This window comes from Thalassotalea insulae, from assembly GCF_030161395.1.
GTDB classification, from domain to species: domain Bacteria; phylum Pseudomonadota; class Gammaproteobacteria; order Enterobacterales; family Alteromonadaceae; genus Thalassotalea_E; species Thalassotalea_E insulae.
Window position 1 is genome coordinate 1,890,183 of the sequence record NZ_BSST01000001.1, and the last position, 22,040, is coordinate 1,912,222.

A 22,040-nucleotide genomic window follows, 5' to 3' on the forward strand; every position below is an offset into this window, starting at 1 on the left:
AAACAAATAATATAATAAATTCAATGCATTACTAATTGGCAGTTAAATTGCTTTTGTCTTGGTAACAATAATTACCAAGGATCTATTCATGCCCCAAATAATTACCTTAATACTTACTTTACTTTTCAGTTCACTCACTTGGAGTAAGAGCGTCACTATCAAACATCAATTTCACTCTGCGGCATTAAATGAAACGCGACCCGTGCTGGTTCATTTACCCAAAAACTATGCAGAGCAGTCAGATAAAAGCTACCCGGTGTTAGTGACGTTAAACGATCAAGATAATTTTCATTGGGCCAGCACTATCGTTGATATTCAGGCCGCAAGGTATGGCATAGATCAGATGATCGTTGTTGGCCTTCCTCACACCGGCAACTACAGCGACGATAACTTTCCTTTTATCGATGAAGAAAACAGTATGGTATTAAGCCCGCAGGCACAAAAATACTCAGCCTTTATCCGGGAAGAAGCCATGGCCTTTGTTACCAAAAACTACCGCACTAATGGCGGGCGTTTTATTATTGGCCACTCATTATCCGGCTTATTGGTTACTCAGATGTTTACCCAGTATCCACAGAGCTTTTCCGCTTTTATTGCCTTAAGTCCATCAATGCACTATGCGCCGCAGTTAACTCAATTGGTCTCCCAGTTTCTTAACACTCACCCTCAGCTATCAAGCCAGTTTTATTTGGCAATAGGTGATATCGAGCACAGCCTTATTCAACAAGATTATGCAAAACTGGCACAGGTATTTAAAAACAGCGCCCCCTCAGGGTTGACCTGGACAGCCAGTACATTAGCAAACACCGACCATATGCTGTCCGCCTTTAAAGGAATCTATGACAGCCTCGCCTGGTTATATCAGGATTGGTCAATTCGCGACACTCAAGCACAAACCATGACGGCAACTGACATCATTAACCATTATCAACAACTCAGCCAGCGACTGCATTATCCAATTAAACCACGGGAAAAAAATATGCGCGGACTCAGCTGGTTTCTGGCGGAAAAACTCGCTCAGCCTAATGCTGCTCAACAAGTATTACAGGCCAGTTTGCATTTTTATCCTGATTCAACGGCTATCCAACATGCGCTAAAAGAACTTAAACTAAGTAATACGAAATAATTCGTTCTTTGTCGCTTTATTGATTTTTTAGTGGTAAGTTTTTCAGTAAATTCAGAAAGCTTACTTTTTGGCTAACTGGCAAAATCCAAAAAAATTAACAAAAAATTAACAAAAAATAGAGTTAACGATGAAAAAATTTTTAACCATCGCATTATTGCTGATTGTCTCAAACTTAGCCGCAGCAAAAGAAGTTAAAACAGACCTTAACACACTGGCACAAGACTACTTTACTAAAATGATGGCAACTCAAGCGCCAAATGCTACAGCACAAGATATTGAAAACTTTTTGGCGTTAATGACTGACGATGTTGGCTCGACACATTTACCTTATGTTACCGATGACAGCCGCCAGCCCGATGGCAAGGCTCAAATGCGCCAAGGCATGAGCTTTTATCTCGGCGCACATACAGAGTACAGCGCAAAAATATTAAACACCTTTGTTTTTAATGACACTGCGATTGCCGTGCGTTATCGAAATAGTGCCAAAGGTATTCATCCGCAAAACAAGCAGCCGATTAACTATACATCAACCATGATGGACGTACTGGAAATCGAAAACGGTAAAATCGCCGTGATCAGAAAATACCACGAATAAACTATAATAATCATACCAATAACTGTGCAGATTATTAGCAACTTGCTTGATAATCTGTCACTCTATTAAATAATTGTTTTGTTTATCATCATAATTGAGACAGGAGCGAGTAATGTATAACACTATCGTTTGCGCTATTGAAGCCAGTAAAGAAGGCAAAGAAATATTAGCAAAAGCACACGAGTTTTCACAAATTCATCAGGCACAACTGTTTGTCATCCATGTTATTCCATATAGCTTGCTCCCTAAAGATTATCAAAAAGAATTAAAAGAAAATACTTTACCTGAAGTTGAAGCTATCACATCGTCATTTCAAATTCCGAAGAAAAATGTTTCGATCAAATTTGGTAAACCTTATGAGCAGGTTTGCACTTTGGCAGAAAAAAAGCGTGCTGATTTAATTATATTAGGCACTCATTCTAAAAAAGGCCTCAATGCGTTAATTGGTTCAACCGCTAACGCAGTGGCAAATTATGCAAAATGTGACGTTTCACTGATGAGAATATAACCTACCAGTTAATATGGGAATAAATAGCGTAAGGACAATGAAAACAGAAATGCAGGTGAAGCTTGAGAGCTATCCTCATGCTATCAAACCGCTTATCCTAGAGTTAAGACAGCTCATTTTCACTGTCGCAAATGAATTACAACTGGGTGAGATCGACGAAACAATAAAGTGGGGCGAACTCAGCTACCAGGTTCAAAATGGCAGCCCAGTACGTATAGATTGGAAAGCTAAAACACAAGAGCACTATTATCTGTTTTTTCATTGTCAGACTAAACTGATCGACACCTTTCGGGAGCTCTATTCAGATTCATTAACTTTTCAGGCTAATCGGGCCATAGTACTGAATATTGATGAAAAACTGCCGGAAAAAGCTGTTCGCCACTGTCTAGAACTAGCGATGCAATATAAAAAACTTAAACACTTACCTTTATTAGGTGCCTAAATTATACCAATTGAAATAAATATTTAATCAGTTCAGAGCTATCTCAGGGAAGTTAGAACAAAGCAATTTGTAAAGTTATCAATTTCCTGACAAGCTTCCGAAGGACGAGTTTAAAAGGCTAATATGCTGTGTTATTGATTTTGACAAGGGAATAACCATTCTCTGCAATCAATGCCTTGCCTATCAGCCTTTTAATTCTCGCTGAATGATCAAATCATTAATTCAATTGGTATTACACCTTATTTAACTATCAATAAATGAGAAATTAATAATGATTGAAATGTTAGTCGGACTTGATGTCAGCAATGATGAGGTCTACGGTGAATATCGCCAGGCAATGAAGCCAATCTTAACACAATACGGTGGCTCTTTTGGCTATGACTTTGTCGTTTCAAAAGTACTACTTTCTCAAGTCAATGAGCCTATTAACCGGGTGTTTACCATCAACTTTCCAGACGAATCGGCAATGAATAGCTTCTTTACCGATAGCGACTATGTGCAAGTAAAGGAGCAGTATTTTACCCGCTCGGTGCGTCACACTACCATTGTTGCCAGTTATCAAATTAACTCTCAACAGCCCGAATAATATATGTGCTCAAGTGACAGCCCAGCATTGCAGTGGTAATATTCGCAGCCACAAAATATAGGCCGCTGTAAAAACCACGGATAACAATAATTATGATAAGGAAATACTAATGTCATTTTTTACCCGATTAACTTCAATATTTATTATTACGATCTTTATTACAGCCTGTGGCGGAGGTGGCAGTACTTCAGCAACTAATACGCCGACGCCACTGCCTGCACCAAATGAATCGCCAAAGGCCGTGGTGATGTCTGAACAAGACTTTTCTGTTGTTGGTTTAAAAGAAGTCATACTGAACGGTTCAAGCTCAACAGACAGCGATGGAACTATTACCCAATACTCATGGTCGCAAACCTCAGGAACGCCAGTAACATTAATTAATGCAGACAAAGCAGAATTAACTTTTACTCCCGGCAACATTAGCGAAACACTAAGTTTTCAGTTAACAGTAACTGATAACGAAGGTGCCACTAATACTACAAACGTTGAGCTCACAGTTTCTCCGTATTTTAAACAATTAAGCGCAGGCTTTAATCACTATTGTGCAATTGTTGCAGAATCTAATGGCGATGAACTTTATTGCTGGGGTGACGAAACAACACCTCCCGAAGTAAGCAACCCGACAGCCATTTATAGCGGAATACATTTTGGCGGATATCATTGTGTTGTTGATGACAACGGTACTCAGTGTTGGGGAAATAGAGAGCCGATTAATAACGTTCCACAGCTCAATAATGTGCAAAAAATTGCAATTTCAGAAAGGTTTGCTTGTGCTTTAGATGATACAGGGGTTCAATGCTGGGGAGAATACATTCCTCAACTGCCCATATTATCAAACCCTACCGATATTATAGTAAGCGATAATGCTCTTTGCGTAAAAGATGATAATGGCGTTAGATGCTTTGATAATTTTTACGGACAAATGGTACTTCCTATTGCTAATATTTCCGCCATTTTTGGTGGTAATTTTGATAACGTCTGTGCGTTAAATAATGAAGGCATGTCTTGCTGGAGAGCAGGAACAGGTATTGTATTTGCATCACATGATTTTTCCGATATCACCAGCCTAGCTCAAACTAATGAAGATATTTGTGTCTTGTTGCCAAACGAAGTAAATGAACAGTACGTAACATGCTTCGATCATTATGAAAATACTAAATTTTCAGACTTGATACCCAATTTATCCAACCCAAGAGTAATAGCTGCCACACGCGATAGTTTTTGCGCAATAGATGACAAAGGCATTTCTTGTTGGGGTCATGAATACGACAATCAAACCAATCCTCCAGAATTTGCAACAATTGAACAACTAACCTCAGGTTTTAATATCAGTTGTGCGATTGGTACCAAAAAAAACCAGGACAATATTCTAGAATGTTGGGGGGATGAGAATAACCTTGATATGACAACATTACCTGAGTACAGCAACCCTACATATATTAGTGCCAATGACATGCTAAGTTGCTTAATAGATGACAATGGTCCTCGATGTTGGGGATTTGATCTTTCAGCTTCATTTCCTCATTATACAACAAAAGACCTCTACTTACCTGAATGGACAAATGTTACCGTAATAGAACCGTATGGAGAATCATCCGTCTGTGCCATTACTAATAATCAGGTTGAATGTTATGGCAGAAAAGGTAAAGAATACTCTCCAGAGTTGGTTAATCCGATATCATTAGCTGCTGGTGATACTTTTTCTTGTGCAATTGATGACAATGGCGTTACGTGTTGGGGCGATATGTACGGTAAACCTTTTGATGTCGCTACACCTGAATTAAATGCTCCAACCAGCTTAACAGCTGAAGACAGCCACGCATGTGCAATCGCAGATAATCAAGTACATTGTTGGGGAAAAAGAACCAGAGATATACTCAATGTACCTCAATTAAACAATCCAACTAAGGTGGTTGCCGGTCCAAGACATACCTGTGCAATTGATGACAATGGCGTTACGTGTTGGGGCGATAATTATTATGGAGAACTAGATGTTCCAGTATTATCAAATCCAACAGATATTACTGTAGGTTATCATTATTCTTGTGCAAAAGATGATACTGGACTAGTTTGCTGGGGCTGGAATGGCTTTGGCGGTACTCCTGTTCCTTTGAAATACCAAATCACAGGAAATGCAAACTAACTATTAAACCAGCTAAAGGTAGATAACTCATCAGAAATCTATCTTTAGCATTAGCCAAGACTACTTATGTTAGAAAGCAAACGACTGATACTAAAGCCACCATCGCTGGCATTACAGCCAGCGGTGTTAGCCGCAATTCGAGAAAGCAAGGCGGAATTGGAGCAATTTCTGCTTTGGGTGCCTTACGCATTGACCGAAAAACAGTCGATCGACGATATTAAAAAAGCAATTGAAAACTTTAACCGCTTTGAGCATGAGCTACGTTATTTTATTGTCGAAAAAGACACCTGTGAATTAATCGGCGCTATTGGTTTGCTGATCAAAGATGAAAATCAGGGCTATTTTGAACTCGGCTACTGGCTGAAAACCTCGGCCACCGGACAAGGCTTTATTACTGAAGCGGTGTATAGACTGGAAAAGCACGCGTTTGAACAACTTAATGCTAAGTGTATTGAAATTAAAGCCGCCGAAACTAACGTAAAAAGTCAGGCGGTTGCTCTGCGTTGCGGCTATCAATATCGGGCAACTCTGCCCAGTGACAGTCAATTACCATCCGGTGAGTTAAACAATACTATTGTCTATACCAAGACTTGTTTATAACAACAATAATTCACAACGAGCATCAACTCATGGATTTACTCAATTTATTTATTTTTATTCCCGCCTGTTTTGCCTTAAACATGGCACCGGGACCGAATAACTTATTAGCAATGAATAATGCCAGATGCTATGGCATAAGCACTGCTCTTATTGCCGGATTTGGCCGACTGTTTGCCTTTAGTATCATGATAGTACTCGCTGCTTCAGGACTTGCCGCCGTGTTATACGCCTCAGAAACCATTTTCCTGATGATTAAAGTTATCGGCGCTGCTTATTTACTATGGATTGCCATTCAGCTTTGGCACGCAACCGCCGCGCCAGCAACAGAGCACAATAGCTCAGGTAATTATCTGGCATTAGCCCGGCAAGAATTTACTCTGGCAGCCGGTAACCCGAAAGCCATTTTAATTTTCACTGCGTTTTTACCACAGTTTGTCGATCCAAATGCCAATATTAATAACCAGTTTTTACAGCTCGGCGCAATTTTTCTGTTATTAGAGTTAATCGCGATCACTATCTATGGCTTATTCGGCCGTTATTTACGTCACTGGTTTACCCAAGCGAAAACCGCGAAACGATTTAATCGCGCCTGTGCCGGATTTCTTGGCCTATCAGGCGCTAATTTATTATTAGCAGAACAATGATAGCGAGATAAAAATCAGATGTTAATTTTTGCAAGTATACTCTTAATTGCCATTGGCATTATCCACTCTTATCTCGGTGAAAAATACCTTTTGATCCGACTATTTCGCCGTGATAATTTACCACGATTACTTGGCAGTGACTGGTTTACCAAACGCACTCTACGTTTTGCCTGGCACTTAACGACATTGGCCTGGTGGGGCTTTGCCGGTATTTTAATTGTTTATGCTGCTCCTACAGTTAACTTCAAACAAGGAATTTTAGTAATCACAGCCAGCGTTTTTCTACTTAGTGGACTTTTATCCGCAGGTTTTACTAAAGGAAAGCACTTTTCCTGGTGCTTTTTCTGGTTGATTGCCGCGATTTGTTTTTATCAAGCTTACCTATTTTAAATACCTAGCTGATAATTACATTTAAGGATAATCATGAAAAACCAATTTGTTAAAACCTTTACCTTACTACTGCTCTTATGCTCGGCTAACACTTTTGCCCAGTCATGTGAGATTAACGGCAGCTGGAAACATTCGCAAAAACCGGCCAGCTTACTTATTGATATAAGCAAACAACAAATCACTGTTGAACGTCATCAACTCAACCCTGATACCGCCGGGTTAACCGTAATCCAAGAATTGCAAACTGATAAAACAAAGGAAAACCTTTGGTCAGGTAAGATGTATGCCGCGACCAGCGACTCATTTATTCCAGTCAAAATAACAGCACTCAATTGCCATACCTTAGTAGTCACAGAAAACATGAAAGAAATTCTTCGTTTATTACGTGATTAGTCGCCACGGCTCCGACTGACTCAGAACAATACGCCTTAGTAAATTTTTCACTCAATAGAGAAAAATCAACGAAATTAGGCTATAGTGCGCTATTTATTATCAACCTCTGAGGTAAGTCGTGGCGGCTCCAGGCAATTTATTTATCCTTTCCGCGCCAAGTGGTGCTGGAAAATCCAGCCTTATATCAGCATTGTTAAAACAGCCTAGTGAACGAGCAATGCAAGTATCAGTGTCTCACACCACACGTGATCCACGCCCGGGCGAAATTAACGGTCAACATTATCACTTTGTCACCGTTGAGAAGTTTAAACAGCAAATCGAGCAAAAAGAGTTTTATGAATACGCGGAAGTATTTGGCAACTATTACGGCACATCAGAAACCGCAATTGACGCACAGTTAGCACAAGGGATTGACGTCTTTTTAGATATCGACTGGCAAGGTGCCCAACAGGTACGAATGAAAAAACCTGACGTTACTACCATTTTTATCAGCCCACCATCCAAACAAGAATTAGAAAATCGCTTAACAAGTCGAGGCCAAGACAGCGAACAAGTGATAAAAGAACGTATGGCGCAAGCAAAGGCGGAATGCTCACATTATCAGGAGTTTGACTACATCATAGTCAATGATGATTTTGATCAGGCGCTTGCTGATTTAACCACTATTGTTAACAATCAACGCTTAAAACGTAGCCAACAAGTGCAAAATCATCAACTTTTATTCAAAGAGCTATTGGCTAACGATTAAGCACATAGTAAACTACGCAACTATTTTGTAATTTTTAAACGTTGGAGTGACCAAATGGCTCGCGTAACTGTTGAAGATGCCGTAGATGCAATCGGTAATCGTTTTGACTTGGTGTTAATAGCATCTCGTCGTGCTCGTCAAATTGCAACGGGTGGTAAAGAACCTTTGGTTGAATTAGAAAATGATAAGCCTACTGTCTTAGCTTTACGTGAGATAGAAAAGGGGTTGATCTCAACTGAAGTAATGGACGACACAGATCGTCATGAGCAAATTCAACAAGAATCTGCTGAATTAGCTGCTGTAGCTGCAATTGTTGGTGGTAACAACCAGCAATAATTCGATACTAATATTCGTTTATTAAGCGCGTAATTATCACTGTATAATTACGCGTTTTTTCTAACTAGTATCAGAGTATCACTGTGAACTGTTTGGCTTTCATACTGATTCAACGTATTCTTATAGTTATAAGCAGATAATTTTCACCATTCACTAAGGGATTTATTGCGTGTACCTTTTTGAACCATTAAAAGCACATGTCTCCAGTTATTTATCAAAAGTACAAATTGATCTATTAAGACAAGCCTATATCGTTGCCCGCGATGCACATGAAGGACAAATGCGTTCAAGTGGTGAACCTTATATTACTCATCCGGTAGCCGTTGCCTTAAATCTCGCGAAAATGCATCTGGATCATGAAACCTTGATGGCTGCGCTACTCCATGACGTGATAGAAGACACCGCAGTCACTAAAGATGAACTGGCGGAATTATTTGGTCACACTGTCGCTGAACTCGTAGAAGGCGTCAGTAAACTCGATAAATTAAAGTTTAATAATAAAGCAGAAATGCAAGCGGAAAACTTCCGTAAAATGCTGCTCGCGATGGTACAGGATATCCGAGTCATTTTAATTAAGCTGGCTGACCGCACCCATAATATGCGCACTTTAGACGCCTTACGGCCGGATAAACGCCGCCGCATTGCTCGCGAAACACTCGAAATTTATGCACCGATAGCCAATCGTCTCGGTATTCACGACATTAAAAATGAACTGGAAGTATTAGGTTTTGAAGCCTTACATCCAATGCGTGCCCGAGCATTAAAATCAGCAGTGAAACAGGCACGCGGTAATCGTAAAGAAATTATTAACAATATTCAGGAAGAAATAGCAGCTCGCCTTACAGAACATGGTATTGAGGCACAGGTTATTGGCCGAGAAAAACATCTGTTTTCGATTTATCGTAAAATGTTAAACAAGGAATTAATGTTTAACGAGGTGATGGACATCTATGCATTTCGCATCATAGTGGATAACAAGTTAGATGAATGTTATCGCGCTCTAGGTGCCGTCCATAATTTATTTAAACCAATCGAAACTCGTTTTAAAGATTATATTGCCATCCCAAAAACCAATGGTTATCAGTCATTACATACCTCGTTAATTGGCCCGCACGGTATCCCAGTGGAAATCCAAATCAGAACCCGAGACATGGATCAAATGGCCGATAAAGGGGTTGCTGCTCACTGGCTTTATAAACAAAGTAATGATGACGGTGGCACCACAGCACAAATGAAAGCTCGCCGCTGGATGCAAAGCTTGCTGGAACTACAGCAAAGTGCCGGTAGCTCATTTGAATTTATTGAAAATGTAAAATCAGACCTATTCCCTGAAGAAATCTATGTATTTACTCCTGATGGCCGCATTATCGAATTACCCATGGGAGCAACAGCAGTCGATTTTGCTTATGCGGTCCATACCGATGTCGGTAATTCCTGTGTTGGGGTAAAAGTTGACCGAAAACCTTATCCATTAAGTCAACCGATAGATTCTGGACAAACCATAGAAGTTATCACTTCGTCTGCTGCCCGACCAAATGCCACTTGGCTAAACTTTGTTGTTACTGCGAAGGCCCGTTTACAAATTCGGACATATTTACGCTCGCAAGAACAAAATGAATCTCACGCATTAGGTAAACGATTGCTCAGTCACGCTTTAGGCAAAACAAAACTCGACGATATTAGCCAGGAAAAAATTAAGCAGGTAGTGAAAGAAACCGGCAATAGCAGTTTTGATGATTTACTGGTTAATATCGGTTTGGGTAACGCGTTAAGCATAGGTATCGCTCGTCGTCTTACCGATGAATTCACTGAAGACAGCGTGCTAAATCACTCCACCAGTAAAACTAAAATGCCAATCAAAGGTACTGAGGGCATGTTAGTCAACTATGGTAAATGTTGTCGTCCAATTCCTGGTGATAGCATACTCGCTTATTTAAGCCCAGGTAAAGGTTTGATGGTGCATCAGCAAGGCTGTCGTAACATCAAAGGCTCTCAGGAAAGTCAATTATTTCCAGTGAAATGGGACAGTGATATCGATCGTGACTTTATCGCTAAATTACGAATTGAAATCGTCAATCACCAAGGAGCGCTGGCTAAATTAACCAATGTGGTCGCCAAATGTGATTCTAACGTTCATACCTTGAATTCAGGCGAAAAAGAATCTGGCTTATATGTAATTGATATGGAAATTACCTGTCGCAACCGTATCCATTTAGCCGATATTATTCGTAAAATTAAAGTGATGGTTGACGTTCAACGCGTTGTCCGTAACAAGTAATCTAAAGGAAAATTATGAAAACTATTATTAATACTGAAAATGCACCAAGCGCAATTGGCACCTACAGCCAAGCCGTGAAAGTAAAAAACACCGTCTATCTGTCGGGGCAAATTCCATTAGTGCCTGAAACCATGGAAGTCATTTCTGATGATTTCGCCGAGCAAGCACATCAGGTCTTTAAAAATTTATCTGCCGTATGTGAAGCCGCAGGTGGTAACTTAAACGATATGGTTAAGGTCAATATTTTCTTAATGGATCTGAGTCAATTCGCTACAGTGAATGAAGTCATGAGTCAGTATTTCGAACAGCCTTACCCAGCTCGTGCGGCGGTACAGGTAGCACGTTTACCCAAAGATGTTGCTATCGAAATCGATGGCGTAATGGAATTACCTAACGTTGCCTAATAGCGCTTAGCAATAGAGAAAATCGAATGACCCCAGAAAGGCTACAACGCATTAATGCCATGCTAGATCAACGCCAACCGGACCTTACCGTTTGTATGGAAGGTGTGCATAAAACTCATAACTTAGCCGCTATCGTCAGAACCGCTGATGCCATAGGTATCAGTGATGTTCATGCGGTATGGAAAAACGAGCGAATGCGTGTTTCCGGTGGTAGTGCAGCTGGTAGTCAAAACTGGGTTGATGTCCATAACTACTCCAGCACTAAAGACGCGATTGCGGTATTAAAACAGCAAAATATGCAGGTATTGGTCACTAATCTCTCTGATACTTCGGTAGATTTTCGCGAAATTGATTACACCAAACCAACCGCAATTATTTTAGGCCAAGAAAAATTTGGTGCCACCGAAGAAGCATTAGCATTAGCCGATCAGGATATAGTGATCCCTATGGTTGGCATGGTGCAGTCACTCAACGTTTCCGTCGCAAACGCCGTAGTCTTATATGAAGCACAACGTCAGCGAAAAGCGGCCGGTATGTACGACAAACCAAGCATTTCTTATCAACGCCGCCAACGGTTTTTATTTGAAGGCGGTCACCCAATTTTTGCTCAGGCCTGTCAACGCAAAGGCTTGCCCTATCCTGAAATTGATGAGCAAGGACAAATTATTGCTTCTCAGCAGTGGTGGCAGCAAATGCAAATGACGCAAGAAGCCTGGCAAGAACTGGATAATTAAGTGCACAAACAATAGGCTAGTAAGGTGTCAGCGAATCAACAGGGACTAGGTAATCTCGCACGAATCGCCATTTCTGCATTGAAGGGCGTTGGCCCCAGCATGGCACAGAAGCTGGAAAAAATTGGGCTGGTTTCAGTTCAAGATCTGTTATTTCACCTACCGTTACGTTATGAAGATCGTACCCGGGTAACTGCCATCAGAGACTGTTTACCCGGCATTTATACTAATATCATAGGTGAAATTACCCAAAACCAAATCATTCAAGGACGCCGCCGAATGCTGCTAGTCACAGTGAATGACGGCACAGGTTCAGTTAACTTACGCTTTTTCCATTTTTCCGCCGCACAAAAAAACAATCTCAGTATTGGTTTAGCGATTCGCTGCTACGGTGAAATTCAGCGAGGAGCACGTGGCTTTGAAATCATCCATCCGGAATACAAAGCATTAGAACAAGACCAGCCCTTAACGTCGGTAGAAGAAACTTTAACCCCGGTTTATCCGACCACAGACGGCCTCAGACAAATCACCTTGCGTAACCTGACCGAACAAGCACTGCAACGGCTCAAACGCGGTCAGGTGGAAGAGTTACTACCAGCTGACTTTATTAATGAGCCATACTCGCTGGCCGACGCCTTAGCCTTTATGCATCGACCAACACCCGATACTTCGGTCACGCAGTTAGAGGCTGGTAAACATCCGGCCCAGCTCAGATTAATCAAAGAAGAGTTATTGGCCCATAATCTCAGCATGCTCAAGTTGAGACAATCCAGTGACGCCCATCAGGCAATGCCATTAACGATTGATCAAACGCTTAACGATCAATTTTTAGCGTCGCTGCCTTTTTCTCCCACCAATGCACAGGCAAGGGTGGTAAAAGAGATCCGTACTGACCTCAATAAAGCAATTCCGATGATGCGTTTAGTGCAGGGAGATGTCGGCTCAGGTAAAACCTTAGTCGCCGCCTTAGCGGCAATTACCGCTATCGGCCAAGGCTATCAAGTAGCATTAATGGCGCCAACAGAAATATTGGCCGAACAACATGCGATTAACTTTCAGCAATGGTTTGAACCTTTAGCGATTACTGTTGGCTGGCTCGCCGGAAAAACCAAAGGCAAGGCACGTAAACAGGCTCTCGAACATATCGCTAACGGTGATATGCAAATGGTGGTTGGCACTCATGCGTTATTTCAAGATGATGTCGTATTCAACAAGCTGACCTTAATCATTATCGATGAGCAGCACAGATTTGGTGTTCATCAACGACTAGCATTAAGAGAAAAAGGCGCATTTAATAGAAACTATCCGCATCAGTTGATTATGACGGCTACACCTATCCCAAGAACACTAGCAATGACGGCTTACGCCGATCTTGACACCTCTGTTATCGATGAACTACCGCCGGGACGAACGCCAATCACAACGGTGGCACTACCTGACAGTCGCCGTGACGATGTTGTTGCCCGTATTCGCTCCTCTTGTCTCGAAGAAAACCGTCAGGCTTACTGGGTCTGCACTTTAATTGAAGAGTCTGAAGTGTTGCAGTGCCAGGCCGCAGAAGATACCGCAATTTATTTACAGCAACATTTACCTGAACTCAAAGTGGGTCTGGTCCATGGCCGAATGAAAGCACAGGAAAAACAGGCGATCATGGAAGAGTTTAAGGCTGGTGACCTGCATTTACTCGTGGCAACCACAGTCATTGAAGTCGGAGTCGATGTGCCTAATTCCAGCTTAATGGTGATCGAAAACCCGGAACGTTTGGGCTTGGCACAATTACACCAGTTACGCGGTCGGGTCGGCCGCGGCTCAGTCGCTTCTCATTGCGTGTTAATGTATAAGAGTCCGTTATCAAAAACCGCCACTAAACGCCTGGCGGTACTAAGAGAAAGTAACGACGGCTTTGTTATCGCGCAAAAAGATCTGGAAATTCGTGGTCCGGGAGAACTGCTCGGCACTAAACAAACCGGACTGGCGGAACTGAAAATTGCCGATCTGGTACGCGATGCCGAGTTGATCCCCGAAGTACAGCAACATGCTTACCTGTTATGGCAACAATATCCTGACAAAGCACTGGCACTTATCGATCGCTGGCTTGGTAGCCGTGAGCATTATTCCAACGCATAAAGTCCAGATTAACCGTTATCAATAGCTTTTCACAAAAATACTCACTACCCTTAGCTATAATAATCCATCGCTACACAGATATATGAATTTTTTCATCAAGTTAGCCTTAGTTATTCTTATACCATCTTTTATTACTCAAGCCGACGAGACAAAACTTAAGCTGGCATCGGATGAATGGTGCCCGTTTATTTGCATTCAAGGCAAGCAAATCAGCCACGGTTTTCTTGTTGACGCCTCAAAAGACATTCTCAAACACGCTAACGTTAATTTAACGTCATTATTACTACCGTTAAATAGAGCGATGATCTTAGCAGAACAAGGAAAAATAGATGGTATTTATGCGCCGACAATCAGTGATCGATTCATTAACAGCATGCCGTTAACTTATTCGCGAGCTTGCTTTTTCGTCAACCGGCAAAATAAATGGCGTTATACCGATATTAAAGACTTAAGTCCGGTGACCGTCAATGTAGTAGACGATTATGGTTATGATGGCGGTCCATTTGATGCATTTCTCAGTAATGCCAAAAAATCCAAGGCGGCTAATATTATTTTTCGCACCGGAGATATCGCTGCCAAAACCAATGTCCAGTTGTTACTCAAACAGCGTATCGAGATATTACTTGAGCACGAAGCGGTGATGTCACATCTGTTAACGGAGAGAAATGAAACCCATCAAATCAGAAAAGCTGGCTGTTTAAAACACGCTTTGCCACTTGTGATAGGTATTTCCAACAGTCACCCCAATGCAAAAGAATTGATACAGACATTTAATGTCGGCTTAACAAAGCTAATAGAATCTGGCCGCTTCACCCAGCTGATGGAAACCTACCATCTAACCGCAAATCAGTTTTAACCTTTTATTTCGAGGTGACACTGTTCGACCACTGACTCGACAGCCATGAGCATTACTCAATCACCTGATTTATATCAAAATACTCTTTACTTATAGCAAAAAATCACTAGTGCTTACTGCTATCTACCTGTAGATTTAACATTAAATTAACAATACTTAAGCACTCCGATATTAACAATGAATACGCGATTTTTTGAAATTGATTTACTGCGTTTTTTATCTGCACTGGGCGTGGTGATTTTTCATTACACCTATACCGCAGTAATGGAGGGCTATGCACCTGTCGCAGATTTTGAGAGTTTAAGGGTAGCGACCCGATATGCTTATATGGGCATCAATTTTTTCTTTATCATAAGCGGCTTTGTTATTTTTATGAGCGTCGCTGATGGTTGTGCTAAAAAATTTCTGATCTCTCGTTTTGTACGCTTGTTTCCGGCTTACTGGGCTGCATTAATCATCACCAGTATTGTCACCGTTTTTTGGGGAGGAGAAGTTTTTTCTGTCAGTTGGCCACAATTTTTTGCCAATACAACTATGGTCAATGAAGCGTTAAACTATAAACCCATCGACGGCGCCTATTGGACACTCTATATAGAACTCAAATTTTACTTATTTATACTAGCGTTATTATTACTTGGTTGGTTAAAACATTTTCAGCATATTATCGCCCTGGTATTAGCGTTAAGTCTAATCGCGCTATACACACCTTGGGCAAGCAATATTAATATGTTCACAGCGATGTTTCCTCACTGGAGTGGCTACTTTGCTACGGGTTGTATCTTTTATTTATTAAAACGTGATGGCGTAAACTGGTATCGCATGTCTCTGTTAGTTCTTGCTTACTGCTACGTACTGAAGCAATCGGTGCTGTTTGGTGACTTAATGGGACAATGGTTTCAACTCCACTTTAACAGTACAACTATCGTATTATTAAATACTTTATTTTTTGCGCTATTTTGTCTCACAGCATTCTGCCAGAATAATCCGTTACGCCAATCCTGGTGCTACTATCTGGGAATTTTGACCTACCCTTTATATCTGATACATCAGCACTTAGGGTATATAATTTTCAATACCTTAGGAAATAAAGACAATATTCAGTTAATGGTCATTATCACTATTGGTGTGATGTTATTTATCGCCTTTATGTTACATAAATATATTGAAATTAAATTAGCCAAGCCATTGAATAACTGGCTTAAGCAAAGATTCTTAACTCGCTAATTTGTTTTATCGTTTATGACCTGCTGACGCTCCCGCTGATAGTCTTCATAACTTTTGTTGTTAATTTCTTTCAGGCATTGCTCATACTCCGGACCGACATATTCCCGACAGTAAGACTGACGATTCTGCTTACCCGCATCATATAACTCCTTCGAACTACACGCTGATATTGTCAATAAAATCAGTAGCAATTGTATAATTTTATTAGATGGCATTTTCCTTAATACTCCAGTTATTGTTATCACACCCGAGCATTTAGAAAAATTTTTTAGTTAAAAGTTCATTACTGTCAGATATCTTGATCTGAATAGTTAATTATTACTAAGAAATACGGTAGACTAGCGATAATTTTTAAACACTGTGAACACCCTATGTCATCGTCACCACAACCTTCAGAGCATCAAGCTGCCTCATCTGATACTGAGCAAACCACGCACTTTGGCTATCAAACTGTCGATAAACAGGAAAAAGAATCCAAGGTTGCCAGCGTATTTCACTCTGTGGCCCAGCAATATGACATCATGAATGACTTAATGTCGTTTGGTATTCACCGCTTATGGAAACGTTTCACTATCGATGCCAGTGGTGTTCGTCCTGGTAATAAAGTATTAGATTTAGCGGGTGGCACTGGTGATCTCACCGCCAGGTTTTCAAAATTAGTTAGCCGTGAAGGTAAAGTGATATTAGCAGATATTAACAGTTCAATGCTCAATGTTGGCCGGGATAAATTACGTGATAAAGGACTGGTACAAAATATTGAATATGTCCAAGCAAATGCGCAATACCTGCCATTTGAAGACAATAGCTTTGACGTAATTACCATTGCCTTTGGCCTGCGTAATGTCACCGATAAAGACATGGCATTACGGTCGATGTACCGGGTATTAAAGCCTGGTGGCCGCTTACTGGTATTAGAGTTTTCCAAACCAGAGCATGAAATTATCAATAAGCTCTACGATTTTTATTCATTTAGTATCTTACCTAAAATGGGGGAACTGGTGGCCAAAGATGGTGACAGTTACCAGTACCTTGCGGAGTCTATCCGTATGCACCCTGATCAGGAAACATTAAAATCTATGATGGATGATGCAGGATTTGAGCAAACCAGTTATACCAATTTGACCGATGGTGTGGTTGCATTACACAAAGGATATAAATTTTAAATTATGTCGACATTCCACATGCCGCAACAAATGTTATTGCTAATAATTGAGACTATTATCAATAAAGCTTTAACATTAAACATAAATAATAACAAAGCATTGCATGAGTTGTCGGAAAAAACCTTAACGATCAAATTAACCGAATTAAACTTTCCCGTCACCTTAACTGTTGATGGGGAGCAAGTATTAGTTACCAGTAATGTTGAACACAATGATTGTCAGCTAACATCTAATATTGCGGCATTACAGCAGCTACAGCAAAACCAACAATTAACTGAACTGATCAAGCAGGATAAACTTGATATCAGTGGTGATTTAAAAGTTGCCCAACGTTTTGCAAGCCTGTTTGAAAACATTACCATTGACTGGCGTTCAGAACTGGCGAAGCATATAGGAGATATTCCAACTTATAAACTTGGACAGTTTTCTGATTGGTGCAAACAAAAATTACAATTTGCTGCACAGCAAATTCAGGCAGATGCCAGTGAATACCTAGTGCACGAACAGCAACTTGCGATAACATCTGATAACATCGATGATTTTTCACAACAAGTTTCACAATTAGCACAACGCATTAATCAACTTGAATTACGTATGACCCATATAGACGATATGCTCACTTCAAGCATGCTAGTTGGTAAGGATACCCAAGATAGTGAGTAGTTTTCGTTTATACCGCATCATCAAAACCTTTTTTCACTATGGTTTAGACGAACTGCTACCGCAAAACACCTTGCCCTGGTATACAAAATTACTACGATTGAGCTTGTTCTGGCTGCGTAACAAACACAAAGACAAACCACTAGCGCTACGCTTTCGCTTGGCGATTGAATCACTTGGCCCAGTATTTATTAAATTTGGCCAGATGTTATCAACCCGCAGAGACCTGCTGCCAGAAGATTTTGCTAATGAACTGGCAATGCTACAAGACAGAGTACCCGCTTTTAACGGCGAGCAAGCTAAAAAAATTATTATTGAGGCCATTGGTGAGCAAACCTTTGAACAATACTTTCAGGCGTTTGAACTTGAGCCATTGGCCTCAGCATCAATCGCGCAAGTTCATACCGCTACCTTAACGCTTGATGATCATGATAAAGAGATTGTGATCAAAGTATTACGTCCTAATATCAAAAAAGTCATTCACGCCGATATCAAGGTAATGACGTTATTTGCCAAACTTTTAGCCCGCTGGCTGCCCGATGGCAAACGTTTACGGCCAAAAGAAGTCGTTGCTGAATATAAGAAAACCATTCTCGATGAGCTAGATCTCAACAGAGAAGCAGCAAACGCCATCCAGCTACAGCGTAATTTCAGCCAAGGAAGAGAATATGATCATATTCTCTATGTGCCTGAAATTTATAGCCAATATTGTTCTAAAAACGTCTTAGTAATGGAACGTATCTATGGTATTGGCGTTGGAGAAATTGACCGGTTACATGCGCTTAATGTCAATATGAAGCTGCTCGCCGAACGTGGTGTTGAAGTGTTTTTTACTCAGGTGTTTCGTGACAGTTTTTTTCACGCCGATATGCATCCGGGTAATGTCTTTGTTAACGCAACCAATTCTGCCGATCCGACTTGGATTGCCATAGATTGTGGCATTGTCGGTACCTTAAACCGGGAAGATAAACGCTACCTTGCCGAGAACTTTGTCGCCTTTTTTAACCGCGATTACCGTAAAGTGGCACAGTTGCATGTAGATTCAGGCTGGGTGCCTGCAGGCACTAGTGTTGATGAATTTGAATTTGCCATTCGCACCGTCTGTGAGCCCATATTTAATAAGCCATTAGCAGAAATTTCCTTTGGTCAGGTATTAGTGAATCTGTTTAATACCGCCCGTCGCTTTAATATGGAAGTGCAACCGCAACTGGTATTATTACAAAAAACCTTACTCTATATCGAAGGTTTAGGGCGTCAGCTCTACCCACAGCTAGATTTATGGCAAACCGCCAAACCTTTTCTGGAAAATTGGGTACAAGAGCAGATGGGGGTAAAAGCCGTATTTACCAAAATCAAAGAAAATATTCCATTTTGGAATGAAAAACTACCCGAAATACCCGATCTAATTTACGATTATTTAAAAACCAGTAAAGATAGTCACCAGCAACAATTAGCCTTGTTAAAAACACTGCAACAACAACGCCAGCAACAACATTTGCGAATGATACAAACTATTATTCTCGCTGCTAGCATGCTGACTATTGCAATATTATTTAGCTAAAAGATCAAATAGTTATTACATTCAACTTGCGAATTTGTCTAAATAGTGTCATCTTTTTATTATCTGACAATGGCATTTACGAAGTGAAAAATGGACTTTAGAAAGCATATTCTGATCGTCGAAGATGAACCCCATATCGCTAACTTATATCGTGAATTTATCGAAGAATTTGATTATCAAACCAGCATTTGCCTCGATGGCGAGCAAGCATTATCACTTTTTACCACTAACCCAACAAATTTTGATTTAGTGCTGACCGATCAAACCATGCCAAACATCTCTGGCAACGAGCTCAGTAGTCAATTATTAAAAGTAGCGCCTTCAGTTCCTATCATCATGTGTACGGGACACAGCACAGAAAATGATAAAAAAACCGCTATTGACATTGGCATTAAGCACTATCTAGTTAAACCAGTAAATTTGCCTGACTTAGTGACAGTAATAGATAATTTATTGAAAGACTAAACGGCTCTGATACACTGCGGTAATTTACTCATAATAATAAAATACTACTTTGTCTTCTTTAGCTCCGATCATTGCAGGCCCAATCGTTCGACACCTTGATAGCCATAATTTAACCCTGTGGCTAGTAACGACTAAGCCTTATCAACTCACGCTTAGTTTATTTCAACAAGACTTAGCACCGATAGTCAAACGGCCATTAACATCAGATGAATGTAGCTCAGTAGCTATAGGTGAACGCGCTTTTATTCAGCTCGTTTCATTAAAACTACAACAGCCATTACCCACCAATAGCCTTATTTATTACGATATTGAATTCAGCGACAAGCAAAACAGTCATCAGCTAACCGAACTGATACCCGAGCTACTATACCCTGGACAGAAGTTACCTAGTGTTGTTGTACCTAATAATATTAACAGCATGTTGCATGGCTCTTGCCGAAAGCCGCATTATAACAGTGGTGATGGCTTAACCCGGATTGATGATTTATTAGCGACTGAGCAATTTGAAGCAGATAAGCGACCAGCATTAGTTATGATGTCCGGTGACCAAATTTACGCCGATGATGTTGCCGGCCCCACGTTAGTTGCCATTCATCAAGTAATTGAAATCTTAGGTTTATATCCGGAAGAGTTTCAAGGTGCTGTAGTAAATAACAGTGAGCAGTTATTCAGCAGTAAATACTGCTATTACCAGCGTGACAAATTATTACCTCATACCGAAGCGAATAAAGCAGTTTATGACAAGCTATTTGCCGCCAGTAAAAAACCGATTTTTACTTCCGTCAATGCGAAAAATCATCTAGTCACATTAGCTGAAAATCTGGCGATGTATTTACTGGTATGGTCGCCAGAGCTATGGCAGGCAGTAAATTTTTCGTCAGAGAGAGTTCCTCTCGGTTATCAAACACAATATCAGGATGAACTGCTGACAATTAAAGAGTTTATCCAAGGCTTAACTCAGGTAAGACGGGCGCTAGCCCATATTCCCAGTTATATGATTTTTGATGATCATGATATTACCGACGACTGGAACTTAACCCGCGGCTGGGAAGAAGCGGCATATAATCACGCATTTTCTAAGCGTATTATCGGCAATTCGTTAATTGCTTACTGGTTATGTCAAGGCTGGGGCAATGCACCACATAAGTTTGACTCATTAAATGCTAAAATAAAGCTATGGTTTAACGGCCAAGGTGTTCAACAGCAAGAATCAATGATCGATAAGCTATTAAGCTGGCAAGACTGGCATTTTAGTTTAGCAACGACACCTAAACTTGTAGTGCTGGATACCCGAACCCAACGCTGGCGTTCAGAAAGCCGGGCATCAAAACCTTCCGGGTTAATGGACTGGGAAGCGTTAACAGCAATGCAGCAGGAGTTGATCGGTGAATCGAGAGTCATTCTTGTATCACCCGCACCGATTTATGGCGTAAAAATTATCGAAGCGATACAGCGCATTTTTACCTTTTTCGGTCAGCCGTTAATGGTTGATGCAGAAAACTGGATGGCACATTCCGGTACGGCCAACGTGATGCTCAATATTTTTCGTCATAACAAAACGCCACCAGAATTTATTATTCTCTCTGGCGATGTGCATTATTCCTTTGTCTACGACGTTAGCCATAGGTTTAGTAAAAACAGTTCCCGTATTGTCCAGATCACCTGCAGTGGTATTAAAAATCAGTTTCCTAGCGGCCTACTGCGCTGGCTGGATAAATTAAATCGCTATCTCTATGCCCCTTATTCACCGTTAAACTGGTTTACTAAACGACGCCGAATGAAGGTTAACGTCCGTAAGCCAAATAATGCTAAAAGAGCACAGTTATATAATGGCAGTGGCATCGGATTGCTCCATTTAACCGACAACGAACAATTGGTTCAGGCTGAACTAATAACCGCAGACGGTGAGCATATCCAGTTTGGTGAACAGAGGTAATAAAAAAGCAGGCGATTTGCCTAATGCCAATCAGTTAACAAACATTAGTGTAAAGTTAGAAATAAATACTTTCTAACATTGGTTTTCTAATCTGATTATATTGCCGGGGCGTTGGCACCACCCA

At 40.8% G+C, this 22,040-nt stretch carries 24 protein-coding genes; 23 read left to right on the forward strand and 1 reads right to left on the reverse strand.

All coding sequences use genetic code 11. The features are described from left to right. Positions 1 to 88 precede the first annotated feature (88 nt). From QQK06_RS08580 to QQK06_RS08665, 18 genes are all read left to right on the forward strand, one after another. Positions 89 to 1,126: an alpha/beta hydrolase gene (locus tag QQK06_RS08580; RefSeq protein ID WP_284244249.1), complete on the forward strand. Its 1,038-nt coding sequence runs from the start codon at positions 89 to 91 to the stop codon at positions 1,124 to 1,126. Positions 1,127 to 1,253: 127 nt separating this feature from the next. Continuing rightward, positions 1,254 to 1,721, forward strand: coding sequence for a nuclear transport factor 2 family protein (locus tag QQK06_RS08585; protein WP_284244250.1), 468 nt, complete (start codon positions 1,254 to 1,256; stop codon positions 1,719 to 1,721). A gap of 112 nt (positions 1,722 to 1,833) precedes the next feature. After that, positions 1,834 to 2,229 carry a universal stress protein gene (locus tag QQK06_RS08590; protein WP_284244251.1) on the forward strand — a complete coding sequence of 132 codons (396 nt, stop codon included), beginning with the start codon at positions 1,834 to 1,836 and terminating at the stop codon, positions 2,227 to 2,229. A 37-nt stretch (positions 2,230 to 2,266) separates the two neighbouring features. After that, entirely contained in the window at positions 2,267 to 2,671 is a 405-nt protein-coding gene (locus QQK06_RS08595) for a DUF1801 domain-containing protein (RefSeq protein ID WP_284244252.1), read from the forward strand. A 271-nt stretch (positions 2,672 to 2,942) separates the two neighbouring features. After that, positions 2,943 to 3,257: a DUF1330 domain-containing protein gene (locus tag QQK06_RS08600; RefSeq protein ID WP_284244253.1), complete on the forward strand. Its 315-nt coding sequence runs from the start codon at positions 2,943 to 2,945 to the stop codon at positions 3,255 to 3,257. Between the two features lie 109 nt (positions 3,258 to 3,366). Next, positions 3,367 to 5,400: an RCC1 domain-containing protein gene (locus QQK06_RS08605; RefSeq protein WP_284244254.1), complete on the forward strand. Its 2,034-nt coding sequence runs from the start codon at positions 3,367 to 3,369 to the stop codon at positions 5,398 to 5,400. Positions 5,401 to 5,466: 66 nt separating this feature from the next. After that, positions 5,467 to 6,000 carry a GNAT family N-acetyltransferase gene (locus tag QQK06_RS08610; RefSeq protein WP_284244255.1) on the forward strand — a complete coding sequence of 178 codons (534 nt, stop codon included), beginning with the start codon at positions 5,467 to 5,469 and terminating at the stop codon, positions 5,998 to 6,000. Between the two features lie 29 nt (positions 6,001 to 6,029). Further along, on the forward strand, positions 6,030 to 6,644 hold the full coding sequence (locus QQK06_RS08615) for a LysE family translocator (RefSeq protein WP_284244256.1): 615 nt from the start codon (positions 6,030 to 6,032) through the stop codon (positions 6,642 to 6,644). Between the two features lie 18 nt (positions 6,645 to 6,662). Continuing rightward, a complete protein-coding gene (locus tag QQK06_RS08620; RefSeq protein ID WP_284244257.1) occupies positions 6,663 to 7,034 on the forward strand; it encodes a hypothetical protein in 372 nt (123 codons plus the stop codon). A 33-nt stretch (positions 7,035 to 7,067) separates the two neighbouring features. Beyond that, the gene (locus QQK06_RS08625) at positions 7,068 to 7,427 is read left to right on the forward strand and encodes a hypothetical protein (protein WP_284244258.1); all 360 of its coding nucleotides are present in this window, start codon (positions 7,068 to 7,070) and stop codon (positions 7,425 to 7,427) included. A gap of 118 nt (positions 7,428 to 7,545) precedes the next feature. Continuing rightward, on the forward strand, positions 7,546 to 8,175 hold the full coding sequence (gmk, locus tag QQK06_RS08630; RefSeq protein WP_284244259.1) for a guanylate kinase: 630 nt from the start codon (positions 7,546 to 7,548) through the stop codon (positions 8,173 to 8,175). Between the two features lie 54 nt (positions 8,176 to 8,229). Further along, a complete protein-coding gene (rpoZ, locus tag QQK06_RS08635) occupies positions 8,230 to 8,511 on the forward strand; it encodes a DNA-directed RNA polymerase subunit omega (RefSeq protein WP_284244260.1) in 282 nt (93 codons plus the stop codon). A gap of 169 nt (positions 8,512 to 8,680) precedes the next feature. Next, positions 8,681 to 10,789: a bifunctional GTP diphosphokinase/guanosine-3',5'-bis pyrophosphate 3'-pyrophosphohydrolase gene (gene spoT, locus QQK06_RS08640; protein ID WP_284244261.1), complete on the forward strand. Its 2,109-nt coding sequence runs from the start codon at positions 8,681 to 8,683 to the stop codon at positions 10,787 to 10,789. 14 nt (positions 10,790 to 10,803) lie between these two features. Next, positions 10,804 to 11,193, forward strand: a complete 390-nt coding sequence (locus QQK06_RS08645) for a RidA family protein (protein ID WP_431313642.1) — start codon at positions 10,804 to 10,806, stop codon at positions 11,191 to 11,193. A gap of 26 nt (positions 11,194 to 11,219) precedes the next feature. Next, positions 11,220 to 11,927, forward strand: a complete 708-nt coding sequence (trmH, locus tag QQK06_RS08650; RefSeq protein WP_284244262.1) for a tRNA (guanosine(18)-2'-O)-methyltransferase TrmH — start codon at positions 11,220 to 11,222, stop codon at positions 11,925 to 11,927. A 24-nt stretch (positions 11,928 to 11,951) separates the two neighbouring features. Then, a complete protein-coding gene (gene recG, locus QQK06_RS08655) occupies positions 11,952 to 14,051 on the forward strand; it encodes an ATP-dependent DNA helicase RecG (RefSeq protein ID WP_284244263.1) in 2,100 nt (699 codons plus the stop codon). Between the two features lie 82 nt (positions 14,052 to 14,133). Beyond that, complete coding sequence (locus QQK06_RS08660) at positions 14,134 to 14,907, forward strand: substrate-binding periplasmic protein (protein WP_284244264.1); 774 nt, start codon at positions 14,134 to 14,136, stop codon at positions 14,905 to 14,907. A gap of 177 nt (positions 14,908 to 15,084) precedes the next feature. Beyond that, positions 15,085 to 16,131 carry an acyltransferase family protein gene (locus tag QQK06_RS08665; RefSeq protein ID WP_284244265.1) on the forward strand — a complete coding sequence of 349 codons (1,047 nt, stop codon included), beginning with the start codon at positions 15,085 to 15,087 and terminating at the stop codon, positions 16,129 to 16,131. Here QQK06_RS08665 and QQK06_RS08670 read toward each other — a convergent pair. After that, positions 16,128 to 16,346 (reverse strand): hypothetical protein, encoded by a 219-nt coding sequence (locus QQK06_RS08670; RefSeq protein ID WP_284244266.1) that lies wholly within the window; start codon positions 16,344 to 16,346, stop codon positions 16,128 to 16,130. The genes QQK06_RS08665 and QQK06_RS08670 overlap by 4 nt on opposite strands. A gap of 156 nt (positions 16,347 to 16,502) precedes the next feature. Here QQK06_RS08670 and ubiE point away from each other — a divergent pair, with 156 nt between their 5' ends. The 5 genes from ubiE (at position 16,503) to QQK06_RS08695 (ending at position 21,916) form a co-directional block, all read left to right on the forward strand. After that, positions 16,503 to 17,294, forward strand: a complete 792-nt coding sequence (gene ubiE / locus QQK06_RS08675) for a bifunctional demethylmenaquinone methyltransferase/2-methoxy-6-polyprenyl-1,4-benzoquinol methylase UbiE (protein WP_284244267.1) — start codon at positions 16,503 to 16,505, stop codon at positions 17,292 to 17,294. A 3-nt stretch (positions 17,295 to 17,297) separates the two neighbouring features. After that, a complete protein-coding gene (locus tag QQK06_RS08680; RefSeq protein WP_284244268.1) occupies positions 17,298 to 17,957 on the forward strand; it encodes a ubiquinone biosynthesis accessory factor UbiJ in 660 nt (219 codons plus the stop codon). Then, the gene (ubiB, locus tag QQK06_RS08685; RefSeq protein WP_284244269.1) at positions 17,950 to 19,515 is read left to right on the forward strand and encodes a ubiquinone biosynthesis regulatory protein kinase UbiB; all 1,566 of its coding nucleotides are present in this window, start codon (positions 17,950 to 17,952) and stop codon (positions 19,513 to 19,515) included. Before QQK06_RS08680 ends, ubiB begins: the two co-directional genes overlap by 8 nt. Before the next feature lie 90 nt (positions 19,516 to 19,605). Next, positions 19,606 to 19,980: a response regulator gene (locus QQK06_RS08690; RefSeq protein WP_284244270.1), complete on the forward strand. Its 375-nt coding sequence runs from the start codon at positions 19,606 to 19,608 to the stop codon at positions 19,978 to 19,980. Positions 19,981 to 20,029: 49 nt separating this feature from the next. After that, entirely contained in the window at positions 20,030 to 21,916 is a 1,887-nt protein-coding gene (locus QQK06_RS08695; protein WP_284244271.1) for a metallophosphoesterase family protein, read from the forward strand. Positions 21,917 to 22,040: the final 124 nt, after the last annotated feature.

Excerpts from the sequence above, each read along its gene's own strand:
- rpoZ (WP_284244260.1), top strand. The coding sequence starts at position 8,230 with ATGGCTCGCGTAACTGTTGAAGATGCCGTAGATGCAATCGGTAATCGT.
- ubiE (WP_284244267.1), top strand. The coding sequence starts at position 16,503 with ATGTCATCGTCACCACAACCTTCAGAGCATCAAGCTGCCTCATCTGAT.
- QQK06_RS08615 (WP_284244256.1), top strand. The coding sequence starts at position 6,030 with ATGGATTTACTCAATTTATTTATTTTTATTCCCGCCTGTTTTGCCTTA.
- QQK06_RS08585 (WP_284244250.1), top strand. The coding sequence starts at position 1,254 with ATGAAAAAATTTTTAACCATCGCATTATTGCTGATTGTCTCAAACTTA.
- QQK06_RS08590 (WP_284244251.1), top strand. The coding sequence starts at position 1,834 with ATGTATAACACTATCGTTTGCGCTATTGAAGCCAGTAAAGAAGGCAAA.
- QQK06_RS08680 (WP_284244268.1), top strand. The coding sequence starts at position 17,298 with ATGTCGACATTCCACATGCCGCAACAAATGTTATTGCTAATAATTGAG.
- trmH (WP_284244262.1), top strand. The coding sequence starts at position 11,220 with ATGACCCCAGAAAGGCTACAACGCATTAATGCCATGCTAGATCAACGC.
- QQK06_RS08670 (WP_284244266.1), bottom strand. The coding sequence starts at position 16,346 with ATGCCATCTAATAAAATTATACAATTGCTACTGATTTTATTGACAATA.
- QQK06_RS08600 (WP_284244253.1), top strand. The coding sequence starts at position 2,943 with ATGATTGAAATGTTAGTCGGACTTGATGTCAGCAATGATGAGGTCTAC.
- QQK06_RS08645 (WP_431313642.1), top strand. The coding sequence starts at position 10,804 with ATGAAAACTATTATTAATACTGAAAATGCACCAAGCGCAATTGGCACC.
- QQK06_RS08605 (WP_284244254.1), top strand. The coding sequence starts at position 3,367 with ATGTCATTTTTTACCCGATTAACTTCAATATTTATTATTACGATCTTT.
- QQK06_RS08580 (WP_284244249.1), top strand. The coding sequence starts at position 89 with ATGCCCCAAATAATTACCTTAATACTTACTTTACTTTTCAGTTCACTC.
- QQK06_RS08610 (WP_284244255.1), top strand. The coding sequence starts at position 5,467 with ATGTTAGAAAGCAAACGACTGATACTAAAGCCACCATCGCTGGCATTA.
- QQK06_RS08595 (WP_284244252.1), top strand. The coding sequence starts at position 2,267 with ATGAAAACAGAAATGCAGGTGAAGCTTGAGAGCTATCCTCATGCTATC.
- QQK06_RS08625 (WP_284244258.1), top strand. The coding sequence starts at position 7,068 with ATGAAAAACCAATTTGTTAAAACCTTTACCTTACTACTGCTCTTATGC.
- QQK06_RS08690 (WP_284244270.1), top strand. The coding sequence starts at position 19,606 with ATGGACTTTAGAAAGCATATTCTGATCGTCGAAGATGAACCCCATATC.
- QQK06_RS08620 (WP_284244257.1), top strand. The coding sequence starts at position 6,663 with ATGTTAATTTTTGCAAGTATACTCTTAATTGCCATTGGCATTATCCAC.
- QQK06_RS08660 (WP_284244264.1), top strand. The coding sequence starts at position 14,134 with ATGAATTTTTTCATCAAGTTAGCCTTAGTTATTCTTATACCATCTTTT.
- QQK06_RS08665 (WP_284244265.1), top strand. The coding sequence starts at position 15,085 with ATGAATACGCGATTTTTTGAAATTGATTTACTGCGTTTTTTATCTGCA.